We start from the raw sequence: 18418 nt of genomic DNA, 5'->3' as shown, positions 1-18418 counted from the left end.
GCCGGAGCGTAAATATTGGGACTGGCGTGGTTTTGGGGGGGAATTTCTTGCGGGGTGGGGTTCCCGTTATTGAAGATGATGTGTTTATTGCATCAGGCGCAAAGATCCTTGGTCCTGTTCGAATCGGGAAAGGATCAGTGATTGGGGCCAATAGCGTAGTGACTACCGATATCCCGAGTGGTTCGGTTTATGCGGGCGTTCCCGCTCGTAAGATTAGGAATGTGCTTGAAGACTAGTATTTAGGCGTATTGGTGCAGATGGAAATGTAAATGTCCTTGATACTTTGTCACGCTAGCAACTGCGGCAGATGGTAATCTCCCCAGAAATTGATGGTTCTGAGAGTATTTATGCAGAGCTTGTTTTTTGTGCTGCTTTCGATAGTGTCTTCCTCGGCATTCGAATGCTGATTCTGACGATTCTGGTCCGCACCATGCGGCGGCTCGGTCAGGCAAAGGATAACGCCAACAAATTCGATGCTCTTCCACTTAATTTTGATTGCTTCACAATGGCTTTTGGCCCGTTTGGGGGGTATTGGCCCTGTGTTAGCGTCAGACAATTGTTGCGGAGTTACGATTCGGCGCACTTTCCCGGAGGCAACGCATGATAAGGCTGTCGATCTTGGTCTTGGCGAACTGGCGTACCTTTTGGAGATTGGGTGTAGCCAATCTTCTAAGGGCCCTAATTTATCGGATTCGCACAGGATTAGGTATCGGTAGGTTGTACTCCGACCGCGCGGGAGAGATTGCCGTGGGGGAGTTTTATGGTCGTCCTGAATTGTCATCATCTGGTATTCTGAGGTGTACTTCAAATTGGTGGCGTACCACCAACTTATTTGGATACATTGAGATACCGTTGGATAAGGAACATCCCCGTTGGCACAACAATCCTCTGACTGGGAAGGTGTTTCCCGGATCGAGCGATCCGTGGTGGAGGTTGCCTGATTTTTCCACATCATTCGGAGACATAAAGATCGTATGGGAGTCCTCCCGTTTCGATTGGTTGTTGAGCTTTGCTCAGAGGGCTGCTTCAGGTGAAGCCGAAGCGTCTGATAGACTAAATTTGTGGCTCCAGAGCTGGTGTGTAAGCAACCCGGCTTATCGAGGGCCCAACTGGAAGTGCGGTCAGGAAGCGTCTATACGAGTTATGCATTTGTCGATGGCTGCGCGTCTTCTTAAGCAGCAGTCGTCACCGTCGGCAGGCCTTCTAAACCTGATTGATCTGCATTTGCAGCGTATTGCCCCCACCATTTACTACGCGGTCTCCCAAGACAACAACCACGGCACATCCGAGGCGGCTGCGCTGTTCATTGGCGGAAGTTGGCTGTCCAGACACCGGCCTGCGTCGCGCGGAGCAAAGTGGCAGGCCATGGGGCGGCGCTGGTTGGAGGACCGGGTTGCCAAATTGGTCTCCTCGGACGGGAGCTTCAGCCAATACTCGGTTAACTACCATCGGGTGCTGCTCGACACCTTGTCGATGGCCGAACTCTGGCGTCGGGATCTTGCGCTGAATGACTTTACCGGGCAGTTCTATGAGCGCGCGCTGGCTGCAACGCAGTGGATGCGTGCAATGACTCGCGCGGACAACGGGGACGCACCAAATCTTGGCGCCAATGACGGTGCGCGCCTGCTGCCGTTGTCGGTAACTGATTACCGTGACTACCGGCCGTCAGTGCAGCTGGCCATGGCCCTGTTTGCCGGCAAATCGGCTTGGCCGGGTTCAGGTAGCTGGAATGAGCCGTTGTTTTGGCTTGGGTTGCCCGTGCCGGACCAGATTGAGCCGCCTCCCGCGACGCGTCTGTTTGATGACGGAGGTTACGCCTGCCTTTGCAGGGGGCATGCCTTTGCTGTTTTGCGCTATCCTCGCTTCCGTTTCCGCCCGGGCCAGGCTGATGCGTTGCACCTCGATTTCTGGCTGGGCGGCGACAATGTGCTTCGTGACGCAGGCTCTTACAGTTACAACGCCGGGGATGAGTGGCTGTCTTACTTTCCGGGCACCGGATCGCACAACACCGTGCAGTTTGACGGTCGGGACCAGATGGCGCGCATCAGCCGCTTCCTGTTCGGCGACTGGCTCAAGGTGTCCGGCAAGCCAGTGCTCACCACCACCGAAGTGGCCGATAGGGTCGATGTTGGATATCGCGATAGTTGGCGGTCGGAACACCGGCGCAAAGTAATCCTGGAAAATGGACGTATGGTGGTGGATGACCAGATTGCCGGCTTCTGCGATAGCGCCATCCTGCGTTGGCGCTTGCAACCCGGTGAGTGGACGCGTGAGGGCTGCACATGGACCAACGGCCGCATCAGTCTGACCGTGGTTACGGATCTGCCAGTTGAGCGTATGGGCCTAGCAGAAGGTTGGGAGTCGCGCTACTACATGCAAAAATCAAAGTTACCCGTTCTTGAGGTTGAGGTCAGACAGTCTGGCACGATAAGGACGATCGTCGAGTGGGATTCATGAATATTCTTTATTTTCACCAGCACTTTTCGACCCCTCAGGGATCGACCGGTACGCGGTCCTACGAATTGGCGCGTCGTCTCATCGCCCGTGGCCATGCAGTGACCATGGTCTGCGGCAGCACCGGGCACACGGGACTGGAGCAGGCCTTCGAAGACGGACGTCGTACCGGTAATGTCGGTGGCATAGATGTCATCGAGTTCGAACTGCCATATTCGAACAAGATGGGCTTCGTTCGACGAGTGATGGTGTTCCTGACGTTTGCTTGGCGCAGCATCATGGTCGCGCTGCGGCATGACTGCGATGTCTTGTTTGCCACCACCACCCCATTGACGGCCGGTATCCCCGGCATCTTCGCGCGGTGGCTGCGCGGCAAGCCATTCGTCTTCGAGGTGCGTGATCTTTGGCCTGAATTGCCCAAGGCCATGGGTGTTATCACCAATCCCGTTGTGTTGGCGATGATGTCGGCTCTTGAGTGGGTTTCCTATCACTCGGCTCATCGTCTGATTGGTCTTTCTCCGGGCATTGTCGAGGGGATCATGAAGCGTGGGATTGCGTCGGACCGTTTGATCGCGGTGCCGAACGGTTGTGACCTGGATATTTTTACCGAAGTGGTGGAGCCGTGGCGTCCCGAATCTGTGGCCGCCAGTGACCTTATGGCAATCTTTACTGGCACCCATGGCCTCGCGAATGGTCTGGATGCCGTTCTGGATGCTGCGGCGGTTCTGAGGCGTCGTGGGCGTAGCGACATCAAGTTGGTATTGGTGGGTGATGGCATGCTCAAGCCAGCCTTGCAGGAGCGGGCGGCACGCGAGGGGCTCGACAACGTGGTCTTTCATCCGCCGGTGACCAAAAAGACGCTGGCTGGCCTCATGGCATCAGCAGACGTTGGCATGCAGATCTTGGCCAATGTCCCAGCCTTTTATTACGGCACTTCTCCCAACAAGTTTTTCGATTATATTGCCGCCGGACTTCCGGTGCTGAATAACTACCCAGGCTGGTTGGCCGAGCTTATTCAGAAGAACCAATGCGGCTATCCCGTTGGCCCGGAAGCCCCAGAGGAGTTCGCCGATGCCCTAGTGCACGCGGCTGAACACCGCGACCTGCTGTCTGCCATGGGGCAGCGTGCACGCGAGCTAGCGAGGGTTGAATATGATCGGGATATTCTTGCATCGCGATTCGTGGCTTGGGTGGAGGGGGTGATGACATGATTAAGCGCGCCTTCGATATAGTTGCCTCTGCGGGAGGGCTGTTGGTGCTGTCCCCCGTGCTGTTGATCGTGGCCGGCCTGATTCGTTTCAATCTTGGTTATCCAATACTCTTTTGCCAGATTCGCCCAGGGTTGCAGGGTAAGCCGTTCCTGATGGTCAAGTTCCGCACCATGCGTGATGCTCTGGATGAAAAAGGTAATACATTGCCAGATGAGCTGCGACTGACTGCATTGGGGAGTTTCCTACGCTCCACGAGCTTGGATGAGTTCCCGGGGTTGTTTAACGTGCTCAAGGGCGATATGAGCCTAGTCGGACCTCGCCCCCTGTTGATGGAGTACTTGCCCCTCTACTCGACTGAACAGGCCCGGCGTCAGGATGCTCGCCCAGGTGTCACCGGCTGGGCCCAAGTCAATGGTCGTAACGCCATAAGTTGGGAAGAAAAGTTCAAGTTGGACGTCTGGTACGTGGATAACCAGTCGCTGTGGCTGGATATTCGAATTCTGTGGTTAACTGTGAAGAAAGTCTTGGTTCGTGATGGTATTTCGGCAGAGGGAGAGGCCACCATTTCTCGATTCACGGGTAGTTATAAGTCATGAGTTACCCACTGTACGGGGTGTATGGGGCTAGCGGGTGCGGCCGCGGCATAATGCCCTTGGCCAGAGCCATGCTGGCTGCGAAAGCCCTGCCGCAGAACAGGTTGGTGTTTATTGATGATACGCCCCAAGAGGGGCTGCTTAATGGCCATCCGGTTTGGTCTTGGCCGAAGTTTCTAGCACAGCCGGCCAGTCAGCGCCATGCCGTGATTGCCATCGCCAACAGCGCGATTCGGTCCAGATTGGCTAATCAACTGGCCGCGGCCGGCGTGTTGCCTTGGTCGGTGCAGGCCGGCAATGTGGTTGTGATGGATGAGGTGGTGCTAGGTGAGGGCAACGCCTTGAGTCCCTTTGTTACGCTGACCTCTAATATTCGCATCGGTCGATTTTTCCATGCCAATCTCTATAGCTATGTAGAGCATGACTGTGTGATAGGTGATTTCGTGACCTTTGCTCCCGGTGTCAAGTGCAACGGAAATGTGCACATCGAAGATCATGCCTACATCGGTACCGGCGCCATTTTGAAGCAGGGCACACCAGGCAAGCCGCTGGTGATTGGCAAAGGCGCGGTGGTTGGCATGGGCGCGGTAGTCACTAAAAGCGTGCCGGCAGGTGTTACGGTGGTGGGAAACCCGGCGCGAGCGATGACTAAAGTCTAAGTGACGCACGACCAAATGTAGGCTTTCTTCTAAAATGGGTAATGCAAGTAGTGCATGTTCCGCGCCTGCTAGTTAGTGACCAAGCCAATCCGTGTTTTGTCCAATCAAAGGCGTTTTTGTTCATGGAAGAGCAAAATGCGCACTGCCACTCTCATTGATGGCGGATATTTAGTAGGGAGACTACAGCAACTGGAACTCGCAACAAGTACAAACTGAACGTGCAGCGGATTGCGTCTTTCTTTGTCCTTGCGGCCAAGCTGCCGCGTCGAGAAAGAGTCGTATTAATATTGACTTGACAACCCCCTACAAATTCGATTGAGCAGTTCGATGGTCTAAGCTTTAAGTGTCTTAGCCTGAAAATTAAGACGTAGTTGTCGTAACATGCCATCTTGCGATTAGCTGCAATTTCACAAATCAACACAACACGCTTAACCTGAGCAAGATTACATGTTGAATACTCTATTTTCCCCTTGGCCCGCCTTTACAACTGAAGAGGCCGATGCTGTTCGTGACGTCATGCTCTCCAACAAGGTCAACTACTGGACAGGCACCGAATGCCGCGAATTCGAAAAAGAATTCGCTATCTGGGCTGATAGCCGTTATGCACTGGCGCTTGCTAATGGCACCTTAGCGTTAGATGTCATTTTTAAAGCATTGAACATTGGCCGTGGTGATGAAGTCATCGTTACCTCACGCACCTTCCTCGCCTCGGCCTCGTGCATTGTCACGGCAGGTGCTGTGCCCGTCTTTGCTGATGTCGATGCGAACAGCCAGAATATCACCGCCGAGACCGTGCGTACCGTACTCACGCCACGCACGAAAGCGATCATTGCCGTGCACTTAGCCGGTATGCCTTGCGATATGGATGCGCTGATGGAACTGGCGACTGAGCACAACCTGTATGTGATTGAGGATTGTGCTCAGGCTCATGGCGCTCGTTACAAGGGCCGCTCTGTTGGCAGCATCGGTCACGCCGCTGCTTGGAGCTTTTGCCAGGACAAGATCATGACCACCGGCGGGGAGGGTGGCATGGTCACGACCAATGATCGTGATCTCTGGCTGCGCATGTGGAGCTACAAGGATCATGGCAAAAGCTATGAGGCCGTCTACGAGCGTCAGCATCCGCCGGGCTTCCGCTGGGTGCACGACAGCTTTGGCACCAACTGGCGCATGATGGAGATGCAGGCAGTGATCGGCCGTATTCAGCTCAGGCGTATGGCGGCCTGGACGGCTACCCGTACCCGAAATGCCGAGGCGATCCTAGCAACAGCGGCGCTACTTCTGGCCCTGCGTGTACCGGACATTCCTGATCACGTGGTTCATGCGCATTACAAGGCCTATGTTTTCGTGCGGCCTGAACGCTTGGCGTCTGACTGGTCGCGAGACCGCATCATGGCCGAGATCAATGCTGCGGGTGTACCCTGCTTCAGCGGCTCTTGCTCTGAGGTGTACCTTGAAAAAGCATTTGATGACACCGGCTGGCGCCCGGCCGAGCGCTTGCCGGTGGCGCGCGAATTGGGTGAAACCAGCTTGATGTTTCTGGTACACCCCACGCTGACCGAGGCGGAAATTGCCAAAACGTGTTCGGTGCTAACCGAGGTGATGACGCGTGCCACAGCGTAAAAACACGCCTTCGATCTTGGCCCGTCACTGGTCCATTTGGCTGCAAGAGAGCCCGCGTCGCTTTAAACAAGGAGTATTGCTGGCCATTGATTGGATGGCACTACCGCTCATTTTGTTGGTAGCGCTCAGCATCCGTTATGGCGATTGGGGCTTTCATGGCCTAACACCACACACGGTGTTCTTATCCGGCGTGCTCATGACCCTGTGCTTTGTGATCTGCCACATCTACAGTGCCGTGGTGCGCGCCTTCGATGAGCATTTTTTGCAATCAGTGTTGCTAGCCTCGGTGGGCTGGTCGGTGCTTTTTTTGCTCTGCGTGACGGGTGGCTTCATGCAGGAATTGCCACGCAGCATTCCCATTATGAGTGGTTTCTTACTGCTCATGCATGTATGGGTAAGTCGTGCGGCGATTCGTGGCTTTATTGCTTACCGTTTAAGTCAGCATGAGCAAAAATCACGGCTCATGATTTATGGCGCAGGCCAGGCCGGGCGCCAGTTAATGGCCGCAGCCAGCGGCATGACAAAGTACCGGGTCTTGGGTTTTTTTGATGATGATGCCCAACTGATTGGTACCCAAGTGAACGGTTTGCCCGTATTTGCGGGCTTCGCAGCGAGCCACCACCTAAGTGCGTTAAAGGTGTCTGAAGTGATTGTGGCCATGCCTTCTGTGACGCGTCAGCGTCGCCGAGAAATTGTGGCGCAGTTGGAGAGGTCCGGCGTTTATGTGCGCTTATTGCCCGGATTAGATCAAATTGTGGCCGGCGATATTACTCTCGGTGATGTGCGTGAAGTCGATATTTTGGATTTGCTCGGCCGCGACCCCATGCCGCCCGATCTCTGCTTGTTTCAGCACCACATTAAAGATCGCGTGGTCATGGTCACCGGCGCGGCGGGTTCGATTGGTTCCGAGTTGTGCCGCCAAATACTCACTGCCGAGCCGGCATCCCTAATTTTGTTCGATCACAGCGAATTCGGCCTCTACAGCATTGAGCGGGAGTTGCGTGAGAAATTCCCGCAGGCCTGTTTAATCCCCTTACTGGGCAGCGTGTTGGAGCAAGAGCGATTGCAGCGCGTGATGCAGTATCACGGGGTGGAAACGGTCTACCATGCGGCAGCTTACAAACATGTGCCGCTGGTGGAGGCCAACCCGTTTGAAGGCATTCGCAATAACAGCGTAGGCACCTATTGTGCCGCCTTGGCGGCTCGCGATGCCGGCGTGGAAGTGTTTGTGCTGGTCAGTACCGACAAAGCCGTGCGCCCGACGAATGTCATGGGCGCTTCTAAACGGCTTTCGGAGTTGGTGCTGCAAGCCCTTGCGGCGGAGCCTATCCAGCCGAATCAGCTCGGTACGTGTTTCAGCATGGTGCGTTTTGGCAATGTGTTGGGTTCATCTGGCTCGGTGGTGCCCGTGTTTCGCCAGCAAATTGCTGAGGGTGGGCCCATTACCCTTACGCACCCTGACATTACGCGTTACTTCATGACCATTCCTGAGGCCGCGCAGTTGGTGATTCAAGCCGGTGGCATGGCCAAAGGCGGCGAAGTGTTTTTGCTGGAAATGGGCGAGGCGGTGCGCATTAAGGATTTAGCGCAGCAAATGATCCGCTTGTCGGGCTTAAGCGAGCGCACCCCGGAGAACCCAGAAGGTGATATTGAAATTGTCTGTACCGGGTTGCGGCCGGGTGAAAAGCTCTATGAAGAGCTACTGATCAGTGATGGCGGCGAAACAGAGACTGAGCATCCGTTAATTTACAAAGCACAAGAAGCGTTCATGAGCTTGCCTCAGGTTGAGGCTTTGTTTGCAGAAATCCGGGCATTGGCTGAAGAGCGCGATACCCAGGGCTTAAAGCGCTTGCTCATGCTGAAAATTCCCGGCTACAAGCCTGACTTCTCAGCGCCAGACTATTCCGCCTGCTTGCATGCGCGCCGTGAGAACCAAGAGTCGATTCGCTTGTTCGAGGCGGCGCTGCAGGAAGAAGCGGAGCTTGCGATGCAGAGTGATTTGAATGTCTGAATCTCGTCGTATTCGCCTTCGACGCACACTAGACCACCTAACTAGGCGTCACGCCTGGTTGGGTGATGTTCTTCGCAATCGCCGTTTAGCAAAGGTACTCGCGCTTTCCTATTGCGCACTGCTGCTGCTCATTGCCTACCAAATATTTTCGGCTTCAGCTCAAGGTGGGTTGGAGCTCTTGAAGTCGTTCTCGCCAGTATTTTTTGACTTGGCGTTAATCTTCACCATCACCGTGATGTTTCTGTTTTGGCGAACCTACTATGCGGATGAGCAGCACCGTATTGATCGTTCAAAATTGCCGGATGAGCGCTTTTTCATTTCACTTTCAGCCGACCATATTTCCGTATCCTTGAATGAAAGCCTGCATGAGCGCCACCCGGCCGTGGCGGCTATTCTATCTGCGCTGCCCATGGACTTGGATGAGTATTTCAATGTGCACGCTGGTGCTTTAGATGTTCCTAAGCTGACCTTACGTGAGCTACACAAGGACGCCACCGGAAATCTGCAGATACGCCTTGGTGTTGCCTCATTTCGAGAGTTCTTTTTCACTCATCACTTCCCTGATTTTGTCTTGTCGCGTAATGGATCGAGAGACATCGGGCATTCTGAAAGCCTGCGTTCCTTGTTTTCACCAGTCTATGAGCGTGTCTATCGGCGTTTTTTCAGTGGCGAATCCAGCAGCCTTCGCTTGTTAAACTACACCCCAAATACCCTAGGTATTACCGGGTTAGTGTGTATTCAGCATGAGCAGGATCAACTTTTTGTGATGCAAGTTAGGGGGCAACATGAATCTGCTGCCAAAGGCGTGGTGCAACTTACTTACGCTGGCACGATTAATGCTTTTCCAGACTTCATGCAAAACCCAGCCTTCACTTTGACCGATTTGATCGATGATGAATTTCGGGATGAGTTTGCCGGATCGTCTCTGGGTGTCGTATTGGGCAAATTACCGGCTGATCATCAAATTGTTGGCTTTTGCTGTAATTCGCAGTACTTATTTCAGCCCGAGCTCTTTGCGTTCACGCGCTTGCAAGTAGCCGATGCTGCAGTGATGCGAAGCCTGCGTATCAACTATGCCCATACTTCTAGCGGAAAATTTTTTGTGGTGAACTCAGTTGAAGAGTTATTGGCTATGGATGTTCGCGGCCAGATTTCCTTGCGACCGCTGTGCCGTCAGGCAATGCGTTCTGAGTTTTATGCGAATCTATCAACTTAAAGAGCTAGCTTTCTTACAGGCAACATCAAAAAGTGAACCCTAATCGCACACCGCTGAAACTACTGTGGTGTTTTCAGGTGCTGGTCATTTGGGCGCTCTTGCTGATTCCTATCACCGTCCCTGAAAGCCTGATGTTTAGCTGGGCCGACAAGCTCATCCACACCGGTTTATTTTTCTGGCTGACCGCGTCCGCGTTTTGGGTATGGCGTGCTGAATCCGTGGCGTGGTTTTTGTTGATGTTGGCGGTTTTAACGGAGTTGTCCCAGGCTATAACACCTTGGCGCAGTGCCGAAACCTTAGATCTACTCGCCGATGCCATCGGCATTGGTTTGGCGTGGTGTATTTGTCGCTGGCAACGGCAGCCCCCCGCTTAATGACCCGCTTCGGCGGGTTTTTTCTTTTTCAAAGGCCAATAGACGCAACCGCAATTTCAAACATAAGATGTGCGCACAATTCCATGCGCATGGAGATAAATATGCCACCTGCACAGTTTGGTGCCGGACCGCATCCTCGTTCACTGGGGAAGCGCGCGACTAACCTCAGCCTCAGTGCCGATGTGTTAGATGCTGCCAAGGCGTTGCAAATTAACCTGTCACAGGTATGCGATAGCTACCTGCGCGAGTGGGTTCAGCGTGAGCAGGAGCGTCGCTGGCGCGAGGAGCATGCGGCGTTCATTGCCGCTTACAATGCCACGATAGAGGCTGAAGGCTTGCCACTGGATGTGTGGAGAAGCTTTTGATGGCCAAGCCGAAATCACTCGTGCACTGGATTTCTTGTTTAACGGCTACTGAGTAGTCCACCCAATCTCTACAGGGAGTGTGATCGCGTGATCTCCACCGTTGTCTTACCCGTTGCCGGCCTCGGCACCCGTTTCCTGCCCGCCACCAAGTCGGTCCCCAAAGAGTTGCTGCCCGTGGTGGATCGCCCCTTGGTGCAATATGCCGTGGAGGAGGCCTTTCGTGCCGGTATTCGTCATGTCGTGCTGGTCAGTTCGCCGGTGAAGACGGCGCTGGAAAGGCATTTGCAGCCGGCCGATGCCGCATTAGTGGCAGAGCTGGAGGCCAAAGGTAAGCACGACCTAGTGGCGGCCCTGCAATCGGCCACGCCGCCCGGCATGTCGGTGACCGTGGTGTATCAGGAACAGGCCTTGGGGCTGGGTCATGCCGTGCTGTGCGCGCGTGATGTGCTGGCGGCCTTGCCCGGCGGTGAGCAACAAACCTTTGCCGTGATGTTGCCCGATGACTTTATTGATGCGCCCGTGGGCCAAGCCGGTTGCTTGGCCGACATGGCCGCCCTGCATCGCGACACCGGTGCTTGGTCGTTGGCGGTGGAAGAAGTGCCGCGCGCGCAAACCGACAAATACGGCGTGGTGAGCTTGGCTGAGGGTTCGCTGCGCATGACCGCCATGGTCGAGAAGCCGAAACCCGCCGATGCCCCGAGTAACTTGGCCGTGGTGGGGCGCTATGTGCTGCCCGGCGCGGTCTTTGCCGCTTTGGCCGACGTTAAGCCCGGTGCCGGCGGTGAAATTCAGCTCACCGATGGCATTGCTGCCTTGCTCGCGAGTCACGACATTCGCGCCCATCGCTTTGCCGGTGTGCGCTACGACTGTGGCAGCAAACTCGGCTACGCCAAAGCCAATATCGCTTTAGCCCTGCGTGACGCCGACATGGGGCCGGCGTTGAAGGCGTGGCTAAGCAGCGATATTCTTTAATTTTTGCATAGATAGTCGATTATTATTCGACTATCTATGCAAAAATAGCAGTCATGACAGGGCTTCCTCACGAAACGACCGTGCCGGTACCGCACCATGTCTTAATGGCCTCGTGGTCTGACTACCGTCGTCCAAAAGATAAATTAGCGCGTGCCGTGGCGGCAGGTGATTGGATCCCGTTGCGGCGGGGTTGGTATTTGTCTGGGCGCTTGCCGCCACAAACCCTTGAGTTGCCGGTTGTGGCCAACAGCCTCTGGGGGCCGTCTTATGTCTCTCTCGATTATGCCTTGAGTCATTACGGGCTGATTCCTGAAGGCGTGACGGAAGTCACCTCGGTCACGACGCGACGCAGCCAAATTTTTCAAACGCCCGTGGGGCGTTTTAGTTATCAGCATCTACCGCTGGCTTGCTATGCCTTGGGTCAGATCAGTCAGCCAACGGCAACGGGCATCGGCTACATGATGGCAAGCCCCGAAAAAGCCTTATGTGACAAGCTGCTACTCACGCGTCATCTCCAGGTCAGCAGCCCACTGGCGATGGCTCGACTGTTGTTTGACGACCTGCGGATCGACGAAGCACTGTTTCTGGACTTGCGCACCACGATCGTTCAGCAGGTCGTTTTCAGTGGCCATAAGAGGCAGGTGTTGTCCGTGTTACTCAAACTCATGGAGGCACAGGGATGTCGGTCTTGACGCAAATGCTGGCGCGTTATCCTCAGCAAACCCGTGATGATATTCATCACGCTTGGCGTGAAGTCCTGCAGGAAGTTGCCTTGGTGGGTCTGGCGCGTGGGGGTTTTTTTCAGCAGGCAGCCTTCTATGGCGGGACTTGTTTGAGGCTGTTTCATGGGCTGCCCCGATTTTCAGAAGACCTCGACTTTTCGTTATTGGCGGCAAAGCCAGGCTTTAGCTTTCAGCCTTACTTCAACGCTTTGCAAGATGAGTTTGCGGCCTTAGGCGTGCCTGTTGATATTTCGGAAAAAGTGAAGACGGCCGAAACAGCGATTGCCTCAGCATTTTTGAAGCCAAACACCACCGTTTACGATGTACGAGTTGCCGGCAAACGATCCCTTAAAATTAAATTCGAAGTAGACACCGATCCGCCGCTGGGTTTTGCAACTGAAGATCTGTTGTTGTTACAGCCTGCGGCCTGTTACGTGCGTTGTTTTTCGTTGCCTGACTTATTTGCAGGGAAAGTGCATGCACTGTTGTTTCGGCAATGGAAAAATCGAGTCAAAGGCCGCGATTGGTTTGATTTTGAATGGTATGTGCGCCAAGGTGTGCCACTGCATTTGAAGCATCTTGAAGCGAGAATGCGACAGAATGGCGATTGGGATGAGCGCGATTTAACCCCGATGGCGTTTAACTCGCTGCTGAAGGAAAAGATTGCCATGCTCAACATAGATTCTGTACGGGCAGATGTTTTGCGATTTGTGCCCGACGCCAATGCGTTAGCGATTTGGTCGACACAGTACTTTCAGCAATTAAGTCAACGGATTGTCCTGTTATGACGAACAAACCCCGCGAGCTTCGCCACCAGCTGCCCAGTTGGCAGCACCTGCGCTATGCTGAAGTGCCGCGCTGGCAGGCCTTGCATTTACGCGAGGTCTGGGGCGATGCCACGCAGGCGGCGCAGCGGGTGCGTGAGTTAACCCGGTGTCACGATGGCTTGCACCTCGATTTCAGTAAGCAACGCATCGACCCGCAAACCTTGTCGCATTTGCTCTCGCTTGCCGAGGAAGTGCAGCTGCCAGAGGCCATTGCGGGCTTGATGCGCGGTGATCGCGTCAACCTCACCGAAGACCGTGCCGCCTTGCACACGGCCCTGCGCTTGCCGAAAACTGCGGAGCTGGTGGTGGAGGGGGAGGATGTGGTGGCGCAGGTGCACGCCAGTTTGGCGCGCGTGCGTGGCATGGTGCAGCGCATTCATGAGCGTCAGTGGCGCGGCGTGACCGGTGAGGCCATGACCGATGTGGTGTGCATTGGCGTGGGCGGCTCCGATCTCGGCCCGTATTTGGTGACCAACGCCCTCGCGGAGTTTGCGCCGCCCATGGCCCAGGCCTTGCGAATCCATTTCGTGAGCTCCATTGACGGCACCCAAATTGCCGACTTGCTCAATACCCTGCGCCAAGACAGTACGCTGTTAGTCATTGCCTCGAAGTCGTTTACCACGCTGGACACCTTGTCCAATGCCGAGACCGCGCTGACCTGGATGCAGTCGCGCCTGAAACAGCGCGAGCGCATTTTGCAGCACCATGTGGTGGGCATCTCCGCCAAGCCAGAGAAAATGACCACTTACGGCATTCCCGAAGCGAATCAAATCCGCTTGTGGGACTGGGTCGGTGGCCGCTTTTCCTTGTGGAGCGGTATTGGTTTTCCCATTGCCCTGAAGCTCGGTATGGCCGGCTTTGAGCAGCTGTTGGCGGGCGCGCACGCCATGGATGAGCACTTCCGCACCGCACCACTGGCCGACAACCTACCGGTGATCATGGGCCTGCTCATGGCCTGGAACTCGACGTTTCTGGGTATTAACGGTCAGGCCATTTTGCCCTACGACGCCCGTTTGAAACTGTTCCCCAGCTACCTGACGCAGCTGGAAATGGAAAGCAACGGCAAATCGGTGGATCGCTACGGGGACCCCGTACCTTATGACACTTGCCCCATTCTCTGGGGCGAGGTCGGCTCCAACGCCCAGCATGCCTTTTACCAGCTGCTGCACCAGGGCACGCAACCGGTGGCCTGCGATTTTATTGCGCCGATTCGCCGTTACCAGCGAGCCGATGAGTCGGGCTTGGCCTTGCAGCATCAACACGAGTTGTCGTTGGCGAACTGCTTTGCCCAAGCGCGTGTGCTCATGCTCGGCGACGACACCGGCGTGGCGCACCGCTATTACCACGGCAATCAGCCGTCCAGTACGCTGCTCATGGACGTACTCACTCCGTACCGGCTGGGTCAGCTCATTGCGCTGTATGAGCACAAAGTGTTTGTGGCGTCGGTGATTTGGGACATTAACCCCTTTGACCAATGGGGCGTGGAGCTGGGTAAGCAGTTAGCCAGTAGCACGCACGCGGCCATGACTCAGCGACAGCCGGATCTTTCTGCGTTTGATGCCTCCACACAGGCTCTGTTACAGGCGGTGCGCTCATGAATTTAGTGATTCACGGCAATACCTTGTTTGCTTGGACGGCCGCGGCGCAAATGGCGGCGCTGGGCCATTCGGTGCTGCTCTGCCCGGCGTGGAGCGTACTCATTACGGTGCCCGACGATGAGGTGCTGCGCGAGCCCGGCTTGCGTGAGGCCGCGTTGGCGCAGCAGAGCGCGGGTCGTTTGCGGCTCGGCAAAGGCGTGGATGTGTTGTTGGCTGCCCCGGATACCGCTCCGGGTACCGCGCCGGTGCATCAGCATTGGCTGGCGCAAGATGCCGGCCCGCGGCGCTTGCAAGATCACTGTGAGGCCTTGCTCGTGGCTGCTTGCCAGCAGGCTAGCGCGGCCAGTGCTATGGCGCTGCCGGCGTTTGCCGTACTCACACCGTACCCGATTGGCACTTTGGTGAGCCTGAACGCGCATTTGCAGGCCGTTTTTGCCTATCAATGCCAGCAGGCCAAGGCTGACCAGCGGCCAGTGCCATCGCGGGCGCCCGTGCTCTACCACTTTCCGCTGTTCGTGCGTGGCGGTTTTGCTTTGCACGATTTCATGAACCCATCGCTGCTCCTGTTAGGTTGCGACGAGTCCGATGCCGAGGCATTTTTATTGGAAGGCCTGCGTCCGATTTTGCGCCGGGCTCAAGAAACGCTGTGGGTGTCGTTAGCGGCGGCCGAAGTCATTAAGAGTGGTGTTAATGCCATGCTCGCCACGCGTGTGAGCTTCATGAATGAGCTCGCCGAGCTCTGCGAAGTGTTGCAGGTGGATGTGGAGGATGTGCGCCAAGGTTTGGCCGCCGACCCGCGCATTGGCAGTGCGTATTTGGAGCCTGGCTGCGGTTTTGGCGGCCCCAGTTTTGCCGATGAAGTCATCGATTTTTCGCGGACTTTGGAGCAGTCGCTGGACAGGCCATCGCTGCTTGGCACCGTCATGAGCATTAACCAACGCCAGCGCGAGCTGTTGTTCCGCAAAGTCTGGCGCTATTTCCAAGGTGACTTGGCGGGGCGTTGTTTTGCCATTTGGGGGGCGTCTTACAAGCCGGGCTCCTCGAGCGTGCAAGGTTCGGCCGTGCATCCTTTGTTGCAGGCGTTGTGGGCACAAGGCGCCAGCACGGTGGTGTATGACCCCATGGCCGGTGCCAACTTGGCCGCGCAATACACCGACCAACCCTTGCTGACCGTTGCCAGCTCTCAGGCCGAGTCTTTACAGGGAGGTTCTGGGCAAGGCGTAGATGCCTTGCTGGTGGTCACCGCTTGGGACGAATTCAGTGCGCCGGATTACGCCTTGCTCAAGCGCGCCTTGCGTACGCCGGTTATTTTTGATGGCCGTAATGTCTACGATCCAGCGTTTATGCAGAGCCAAGGATTTATGTACGTAGGCATTGGTCGCGGCGAGATTGTCTAGTATGATTTTGTCTATGCTTTGTATAAGAAGGTTTTCATACACATGGGCTACCGAGTCAAAGTTAAGCGCGCCACTGGCCTGTCCTTAGTGATGCTGCGTGTGTTCCAGCAGCCGTATCGCTTAGTCAATGCGCGAGAGCTGCACATCTTGCCTGAGCTTTATCGTGAAGCAGCGGTGATTGATCAGGCCATGGATGCCTATATATTGCGGCGTCAAAAAGGCTGGTTGGCATTTTGGCTAGACCAACTGCTGGTGCTTTTGCATCTGCGCACGCGTGAGCTATCCAGCCCCTCCACACACTAAGCGCGTTGCAGATTTTTCCACGCCGTGTGAGTAAACTCACACGGCGTTTTTATTGGAATTTCACCTGGAAAATCGGCTTATGACACACCCTGCCAAGCTCCCCGCGTTTAAGGCCTACGATGTGCGTGGCCCGGTGCCGGCACAGCTGCACATTGATATGGTCTATGCCATTGGTCGTGCCTATGCGCGCGTGATTCAGCCGCAGGGCCCGGTGGCCATTGGCTACGATATTCGCGATACCAGTGCGGCGTTTGCCCGTACGCTGGCCGCTGGCTTAAATGCCGAGGGCGTGGCCACGCGTGACATCGGTCTGGGCGGTACGGAAATGGTCTATCACGCGGCAGGCCAGCCCGGCATGGGCGGCGGACTGATGGTCACCGCCAGTCATAATCCGGTGGGCGATAACGGCATCAAGATGGTGCGTGGCGAAGCGCGGCCCATCAGTGGCGATGATGGCTTGGCCGAGATGGAGGCGCTGACGCGCCAATTACTGGTTGAACAGGCGCAGGCGTTGGCGCAGGGCAATGGTTATGCCTTTGGCCCGCTGACTGATGGTAGCCAATATCAGCCGGACCCCCAGTTGCACGCCACGCTAGACTTGCACGCGAGTTACATCGAAAAAGTCCGTTCATTTGTGAGTTTCCCGGCCTTGCAGCAGGCCTTGCAGGCGCGTGCAGACGCTTGCCGCCCCTTGAAACTGGTGGTCAACGCCGGCAACGGCTGCGCAGGTCCGACCTTTGATGCACTGGTGGACGGCTTGCCGCTCAGCATCACCCGGGTTTTTCACACGCCCGATGGCCGGTTCCCGAATGGTGTGCCCAACCCGATGTTGGCCAAATGCCAAGAAGATACGGCCAGCGTGGTGCGCGCAGAACATGCTGACTTGGGGATTGCCTGGGATGGCGACTTTGATCGCTGCTTCTTCTTTGATGAAGCCGGGGGCTTTATTGAGGGCTATTACCTCGTGGCCTTACTCGGGACGCAACTGCTGCAGCATGAGCGCAACGGCGCCGTGGTTTATGACACGCGCTTAACGTGGAACACCATCGCGCAGGTGGAGGCGGCAGGTGGTCGCGCCCTGGTGAGCAAATGCGGTCATAGCTTTATTAAAGCGGCTTTGCGTAGCGAAAATGCCGTCTACGGTGGCGAGATGTCGGCGCACCATTATTTCCGCGATTTCCATTATTGCGACTCCGGCATGATTCCCATGTTGTTACTGCTGGAGCGCTTAGCGCTGAACGAACAACCGTTGTCGGCCTTGGTCAATGAGGCGCAGGCGGCTTATCCCTGCAGTGGCGAGATCAACTTTAAGGTCAGTGACGCCCGCGCAGCGATTGCGCGGGTGGAAGCGGCTGTGCAGGCCGAGTTGGACGCAGGGCGTGAAACGCTGGTGGCCGAGTCTGCGCTCGATGGCCTGAGCCGTGAATTCCCTCAGTGGCGTTTCAACCTGCGCATGAGTAATACCGAGCCGGTAGTGCGTTTAAACGTGGAGTCGCGTGCCGATGCTGCCTTGATGCAGGCCAAAACCGCGTGGCTGCATGAGCTGCTGACCGCATGATTCGCGATGACCGGCGTTGGTATGTCCTGCAGTGCAAGCCGCGTGAAGTGTTTCGCGCGGTGGAACAGTTGGCTAATCAGGACTATGAGGCGTTTGCGCCATCGTTTCGTCGCGAGGCGATCCGCAAAGGCAAGCGCGAGGTGGTGGTTGAGCCCCTATTTCCGCATTACTGCTTCGTGCGCCTCAGTGATATCGCCGATAACTGGGCGCCGATTCGCTCTACCCGCGGCGTGAGTAAGTTAGTGCGTTTTGGCGATTTGCCCTTGGCGGTGCCGGATGCCATTGTGACCGCGCTGCAGGCGCGGGAGGCCGCACTGGATAACCCGCATGCGCAACCGGAAGCGCTCTTTATGCCGGGCCAAACGGTGACGATTACCGAGGGCCCGCTGTCCGGATTGTCGGCCGTATTCGATGCACGTGATGGCGATGAGCGCGTGATTTTGCTGCTGAAATTGCTGCATCAACAGCAGCGCGTTCATCTGCCCATTAGCCATGTGCAGGCCGTAAAGGATTAAACTACGCGTCTGTTTGGCCG

At 55.9% G+C, this 18418-nt stretch carries 17 protein-coding genes and 1 pseudogene; all 18 read left to right on the top strand.

Translation table 11 applies throughout. The features are described 5' to 3' along the window. Positions 1-236 (top strand): serine O-acetyltransferase (locus tag AC14IB_RS05905; protein ID WP_484231006.1); only part of this gene is annotated, 236 nt, incomplete at its 5' end. A gap of 364 nt (positions 237-600) precedes the next feature. Then, positions 601-2457: a heparinase II/III family protein gene (locus AC14IB_RS05900; protein ID WP_484231005.1), complete on the top strand. Its 1857-nt coding sequence runs from the start codon at positions 601-603 to the stop codon at positions 2455-2457. Continuing rightward, positions 2454-3665 (top strand): glycosyltransferase family 4 protein, encoded by a 1212-nt coding sequence (locus AC14IB_RS05895; protein ID WP_484231004.1) that lies wholly within the window; start codon positions 2454-2456, stop codon positions 3663-3665. Before AC14IB_RS05900 ends, AC14IB_RS05895 begins: the two co-directional genes overlap by 4 nt. Beyond that, a complete protein-coding gene (locus AC14IB_RS05890; protein ID WP_484231003.1) occupies positions 3662-4261 on the top strand; it encodes a sugar transferase in 600 nt (199 codons plus the stop codon). The genes AC14IB_RS05895 and AC14IB_RS05890 overlap by 4 nt, the downstream gene beginning before the upstream one ends. Next, positions 4258-4917, top strand: coding sequence for an acetyltransferase (locus AC14IB_RS05885; protein ID WP_484231002.1), 660 nt, complete (start codon positions 4258-4260; stop codon positions 4915-4917). The genes AC14IB_RS05890 and AC14IB_RS05885 overlap by 4 nt, the downstream gene beginning before the upstream one ends. A gap of 447 nt (positions 4918-5364) precedes the next feature. Beyond that, the gene (locus AC14IB_RS05880) at positions 5365-6540 is read left to right on the top strand and encodes a DegT/DnrJ/EryC1/StrS family aminotransferase (protein WP_484231001.1); all 1176 of its coding nucleotides are present in this window, start codon (positions 5365-5367) and stop codon (positions 6538-6540) included. Continuing rightward, a pseudogene (locus AC14IB_RS05875) lies at positions 6527-8287 on the top strand (polysaccharide biosynthesis protein); the annotation flags it as partial. The gene AC14IB_RS05880 and the pseudogene AC14IB_RS05875, both read left to right, overlap by 14 nt. Before the next feature lie 256 nt (positions 8288-8543). Continuing rightward, the gene (locus tag AC14IB_RS05870; RefSeq protein ID WP_484231000.1) at positions 8544-9767 is read left to right on the top strand and encodes a hypothetical protein; all 1224 of its coding nucleotides are present in this window, start codon (positions 8544-8546) and stop codon (positions 9765-9767) included. A gap of 32 nt (positions 9768-9799) precedes the next feature. Beyond that, complete coding sequence (locus AC14IB_RS05865) at positions 9800-10141, top strand: VanZ family protein (RefSeq protein WP_484230999.1); 342 nt, start codon at positions 9800-9802, stop codon at positions 10139-10141. A gap of 101 nt (positions 10142-10242) precedes the next feature. Beyond that, positions 10243-10506 carry a type II toxin-antitoxin system CcdA family antitoxin gene (locus AC14IB_RS05860; protein WP_484230998.1) on the top strand — a complete coding sequence of 88 codons (264 nt, stop codon included), beginning with the start codon at positions 10243-10245 and terminating at the stop codon, positions 10504-10506. Positions 10507-10593: 87 nt separating this feature from the next. Continuing rightward, entirely contained in the window at positions 10594-11478 is an 885-nt protein-coding gene (locus AC14IB_RS05855; RefSeq protein ID WP_484230997.1) for a UTP--glucose-1-phosphate uridylyltransferase, read from the top strand. Positions 11479-11531: 53 nt separating this feature from the next. Next, positions 11532-12170 (top strand): type IV toxin-antitoxin system AbiEi family antitoxin domain-containing protein, encoded by a 639-nt coding sequence (locus AC14IB_RS05850; protein ID WP_484230996.1) that lies wholly within the window; start codon positions 11532-11534, stop codon positions 12168-12170. An 83-nt stretch (positions 12171-12253) separates the two neighbouring features. After that, on the top strand, positions 12254-12988 hold the full coding sequence (locus AC14IB_RS05845; protein ID WP_484231009.1) for a nucleotidyl transferase AbiEii/AbiGii toxin family protein: 735 nt from the start codon (positions 12254-12256) through the stop codon (positions 12986-12988). Further along, entirely contained in the window at positions 12985-14625 is a 1641-nt protein-coding gene (gene pgi, locus AC14IB_RS05840) for a glucose-6-phosphate isomerase (RefSeq protein WP_484230995.1), read from the top strand. The genes AC14IB_RS05845 and pgi overlap by 4 nt, the downstream gene beginning before the upstream one ends. Then, positions 14622-16022, top strand: a complete 1401-nt coding sequence (locus AC14IB_RS05835) for a UDP binding domain-containing protein (RefSeq protein ID WP_484230994.1) — start codon at positions 14622-14624, stop codon at positions 16020-16022. Before pgi ends, AC14IB_RS05835 begins: the two co-directional genes overlap by 4 nt. A gap of 42 nt (positions 16023-16064) precedes the next feature. After that, positions 16065-16325: a hypothetical protein gene (locus AC14IB_RS05830; RefSeq protein ID WP_484230993.1), complete on the top strand. Its 261-nt coding sequence runs from the start codon at positions 16065-16067 to the stop codon at positions 16323-16325. Positions 16326-16404: 79 nt separating this feature from the next. After that, the gene (locus AC14IB_RS05825) at positions 16405-17883 is read left to right on the top strand and encodes a phosphohexomutase domain-containing protein (protein ID WP_484230992.1); all 1479 of its coding nucleotides are present in this window, start codon (positions 16405-16407) and stop codon (positions 17881-17883) included. Continuing rightward, the gene (gene rfaH / locus AC14IB_RS05820) at positions 17880-18398 is read left to right on the top strand and encodes a transcription/translation regulatory transformer protein RfaH (RefSeq protein ID WP_484230991.1); all 519 of its coding nucleotides are present in this window, start codon (positions 17880-17882) and stop codon (positions 18396-18398) included. Before AC14IB_RS05825 ends, rfaH begins: the two co-directional genes overlap by 4 nt. The last annotated feature ends 20 nt before the right edge of the window (positions 18399-18418 follow it).

Source organism: Perlucidibaca sp. (assembly GCF_057084925.1).
The sequence above is the reverse complement of the archived record's forward strand: the minus strand, read 5'-3'. Positions and strand labels throughout refer to the sequence as shown.

Coding starts and splice junctions, on each gene's coding strand:
- AC14IB_RS05830 (WP_484230993.1), top strand. CDS start 16,065: ATGGGCTACCGAGTCAAAGTTAAGCGCGCCACTGGCCTGTCCTTAGTG.
- rfaH (WP_484230991.1), top strand. CDS start 17,880: ATGATTCGCGATGACCGGCGTTGGTATGTCCTGCAGTGCAAGCCGCGT.
- AC14IB_RS05880 (WP_484231001.1), top strand. CDS start 5,365: ATGTTGAATACTCTATTTTCCCCTTGGCCCGCCTTTACAACTGAAGAG.
- AC14IB_RS05850 (WP_484230996.1), top strand. CDS start 11,532: ATGACAGGGCTTCCTCACGAAACGACCGTGCCGGTACCGCACCATGTC.
- AC14IB_RS05900 (WP_484231005.1), top strand. CDS start 601: ATGATAAGGCTGTCGATCTTGGTCTTGGCGAACTGGCGTACCTTTTGG.
- AC14IB_RS05890 (WP_484231003.1), top strand. CDS start 3,662: ATGATTAAGCGCGCCTTCGATATAGTTGCCTCTGCGGGAGGGCTGTTG.
- AC14IB_RS05885 (WP_484231002.1), top strand. CDS start 4,258: ATGAGTTACCCACTGTACGGGGTGTATGGGGCTAGCGGGTGCGGCCGC.
- pgi (WP_484230995.1), top strand. CDS start 12,985: ATGACGAACAAACCCCGCGAGCTTCGCCACCAGCTGCCCAGTTGGCAG.
- AC14IB_RS05870 (WP_484231000.1), top strand. CDS start 8,544: ATGTCTGAATCTCGTCGTATTCGCCTTCGACGCACACTAGACCACCTA.
- AC14IB_RS05895 (WP_484231004.1), top strand. CDS start 2,454: ATGAATATTCTTTATTTTCACCAGCACTTTTCGACCCCTCAGGGATCG.
- AC14IB_RS05825 (WP_484230992.1), top strand. CDS start 16,405: ATGACACACCCTGCCAAGCTCCCCGCGTTTAAGGCCTACGATGTGCGT.
- AC14IB_RS05835 (WP_484230994.1), top strand. CDS start 14,622: ATGAATTTAGTGATTCACGGCAATACCTTGTTTGCTTGGACGGCCGCG.
- AC14IB_RS05860 (WP_484230998.1), top strand. CDS start 10,243: ATGCCACCTGCACAGTTTGGTGCCGGACCGCATCCTCGTTCACTGGGG.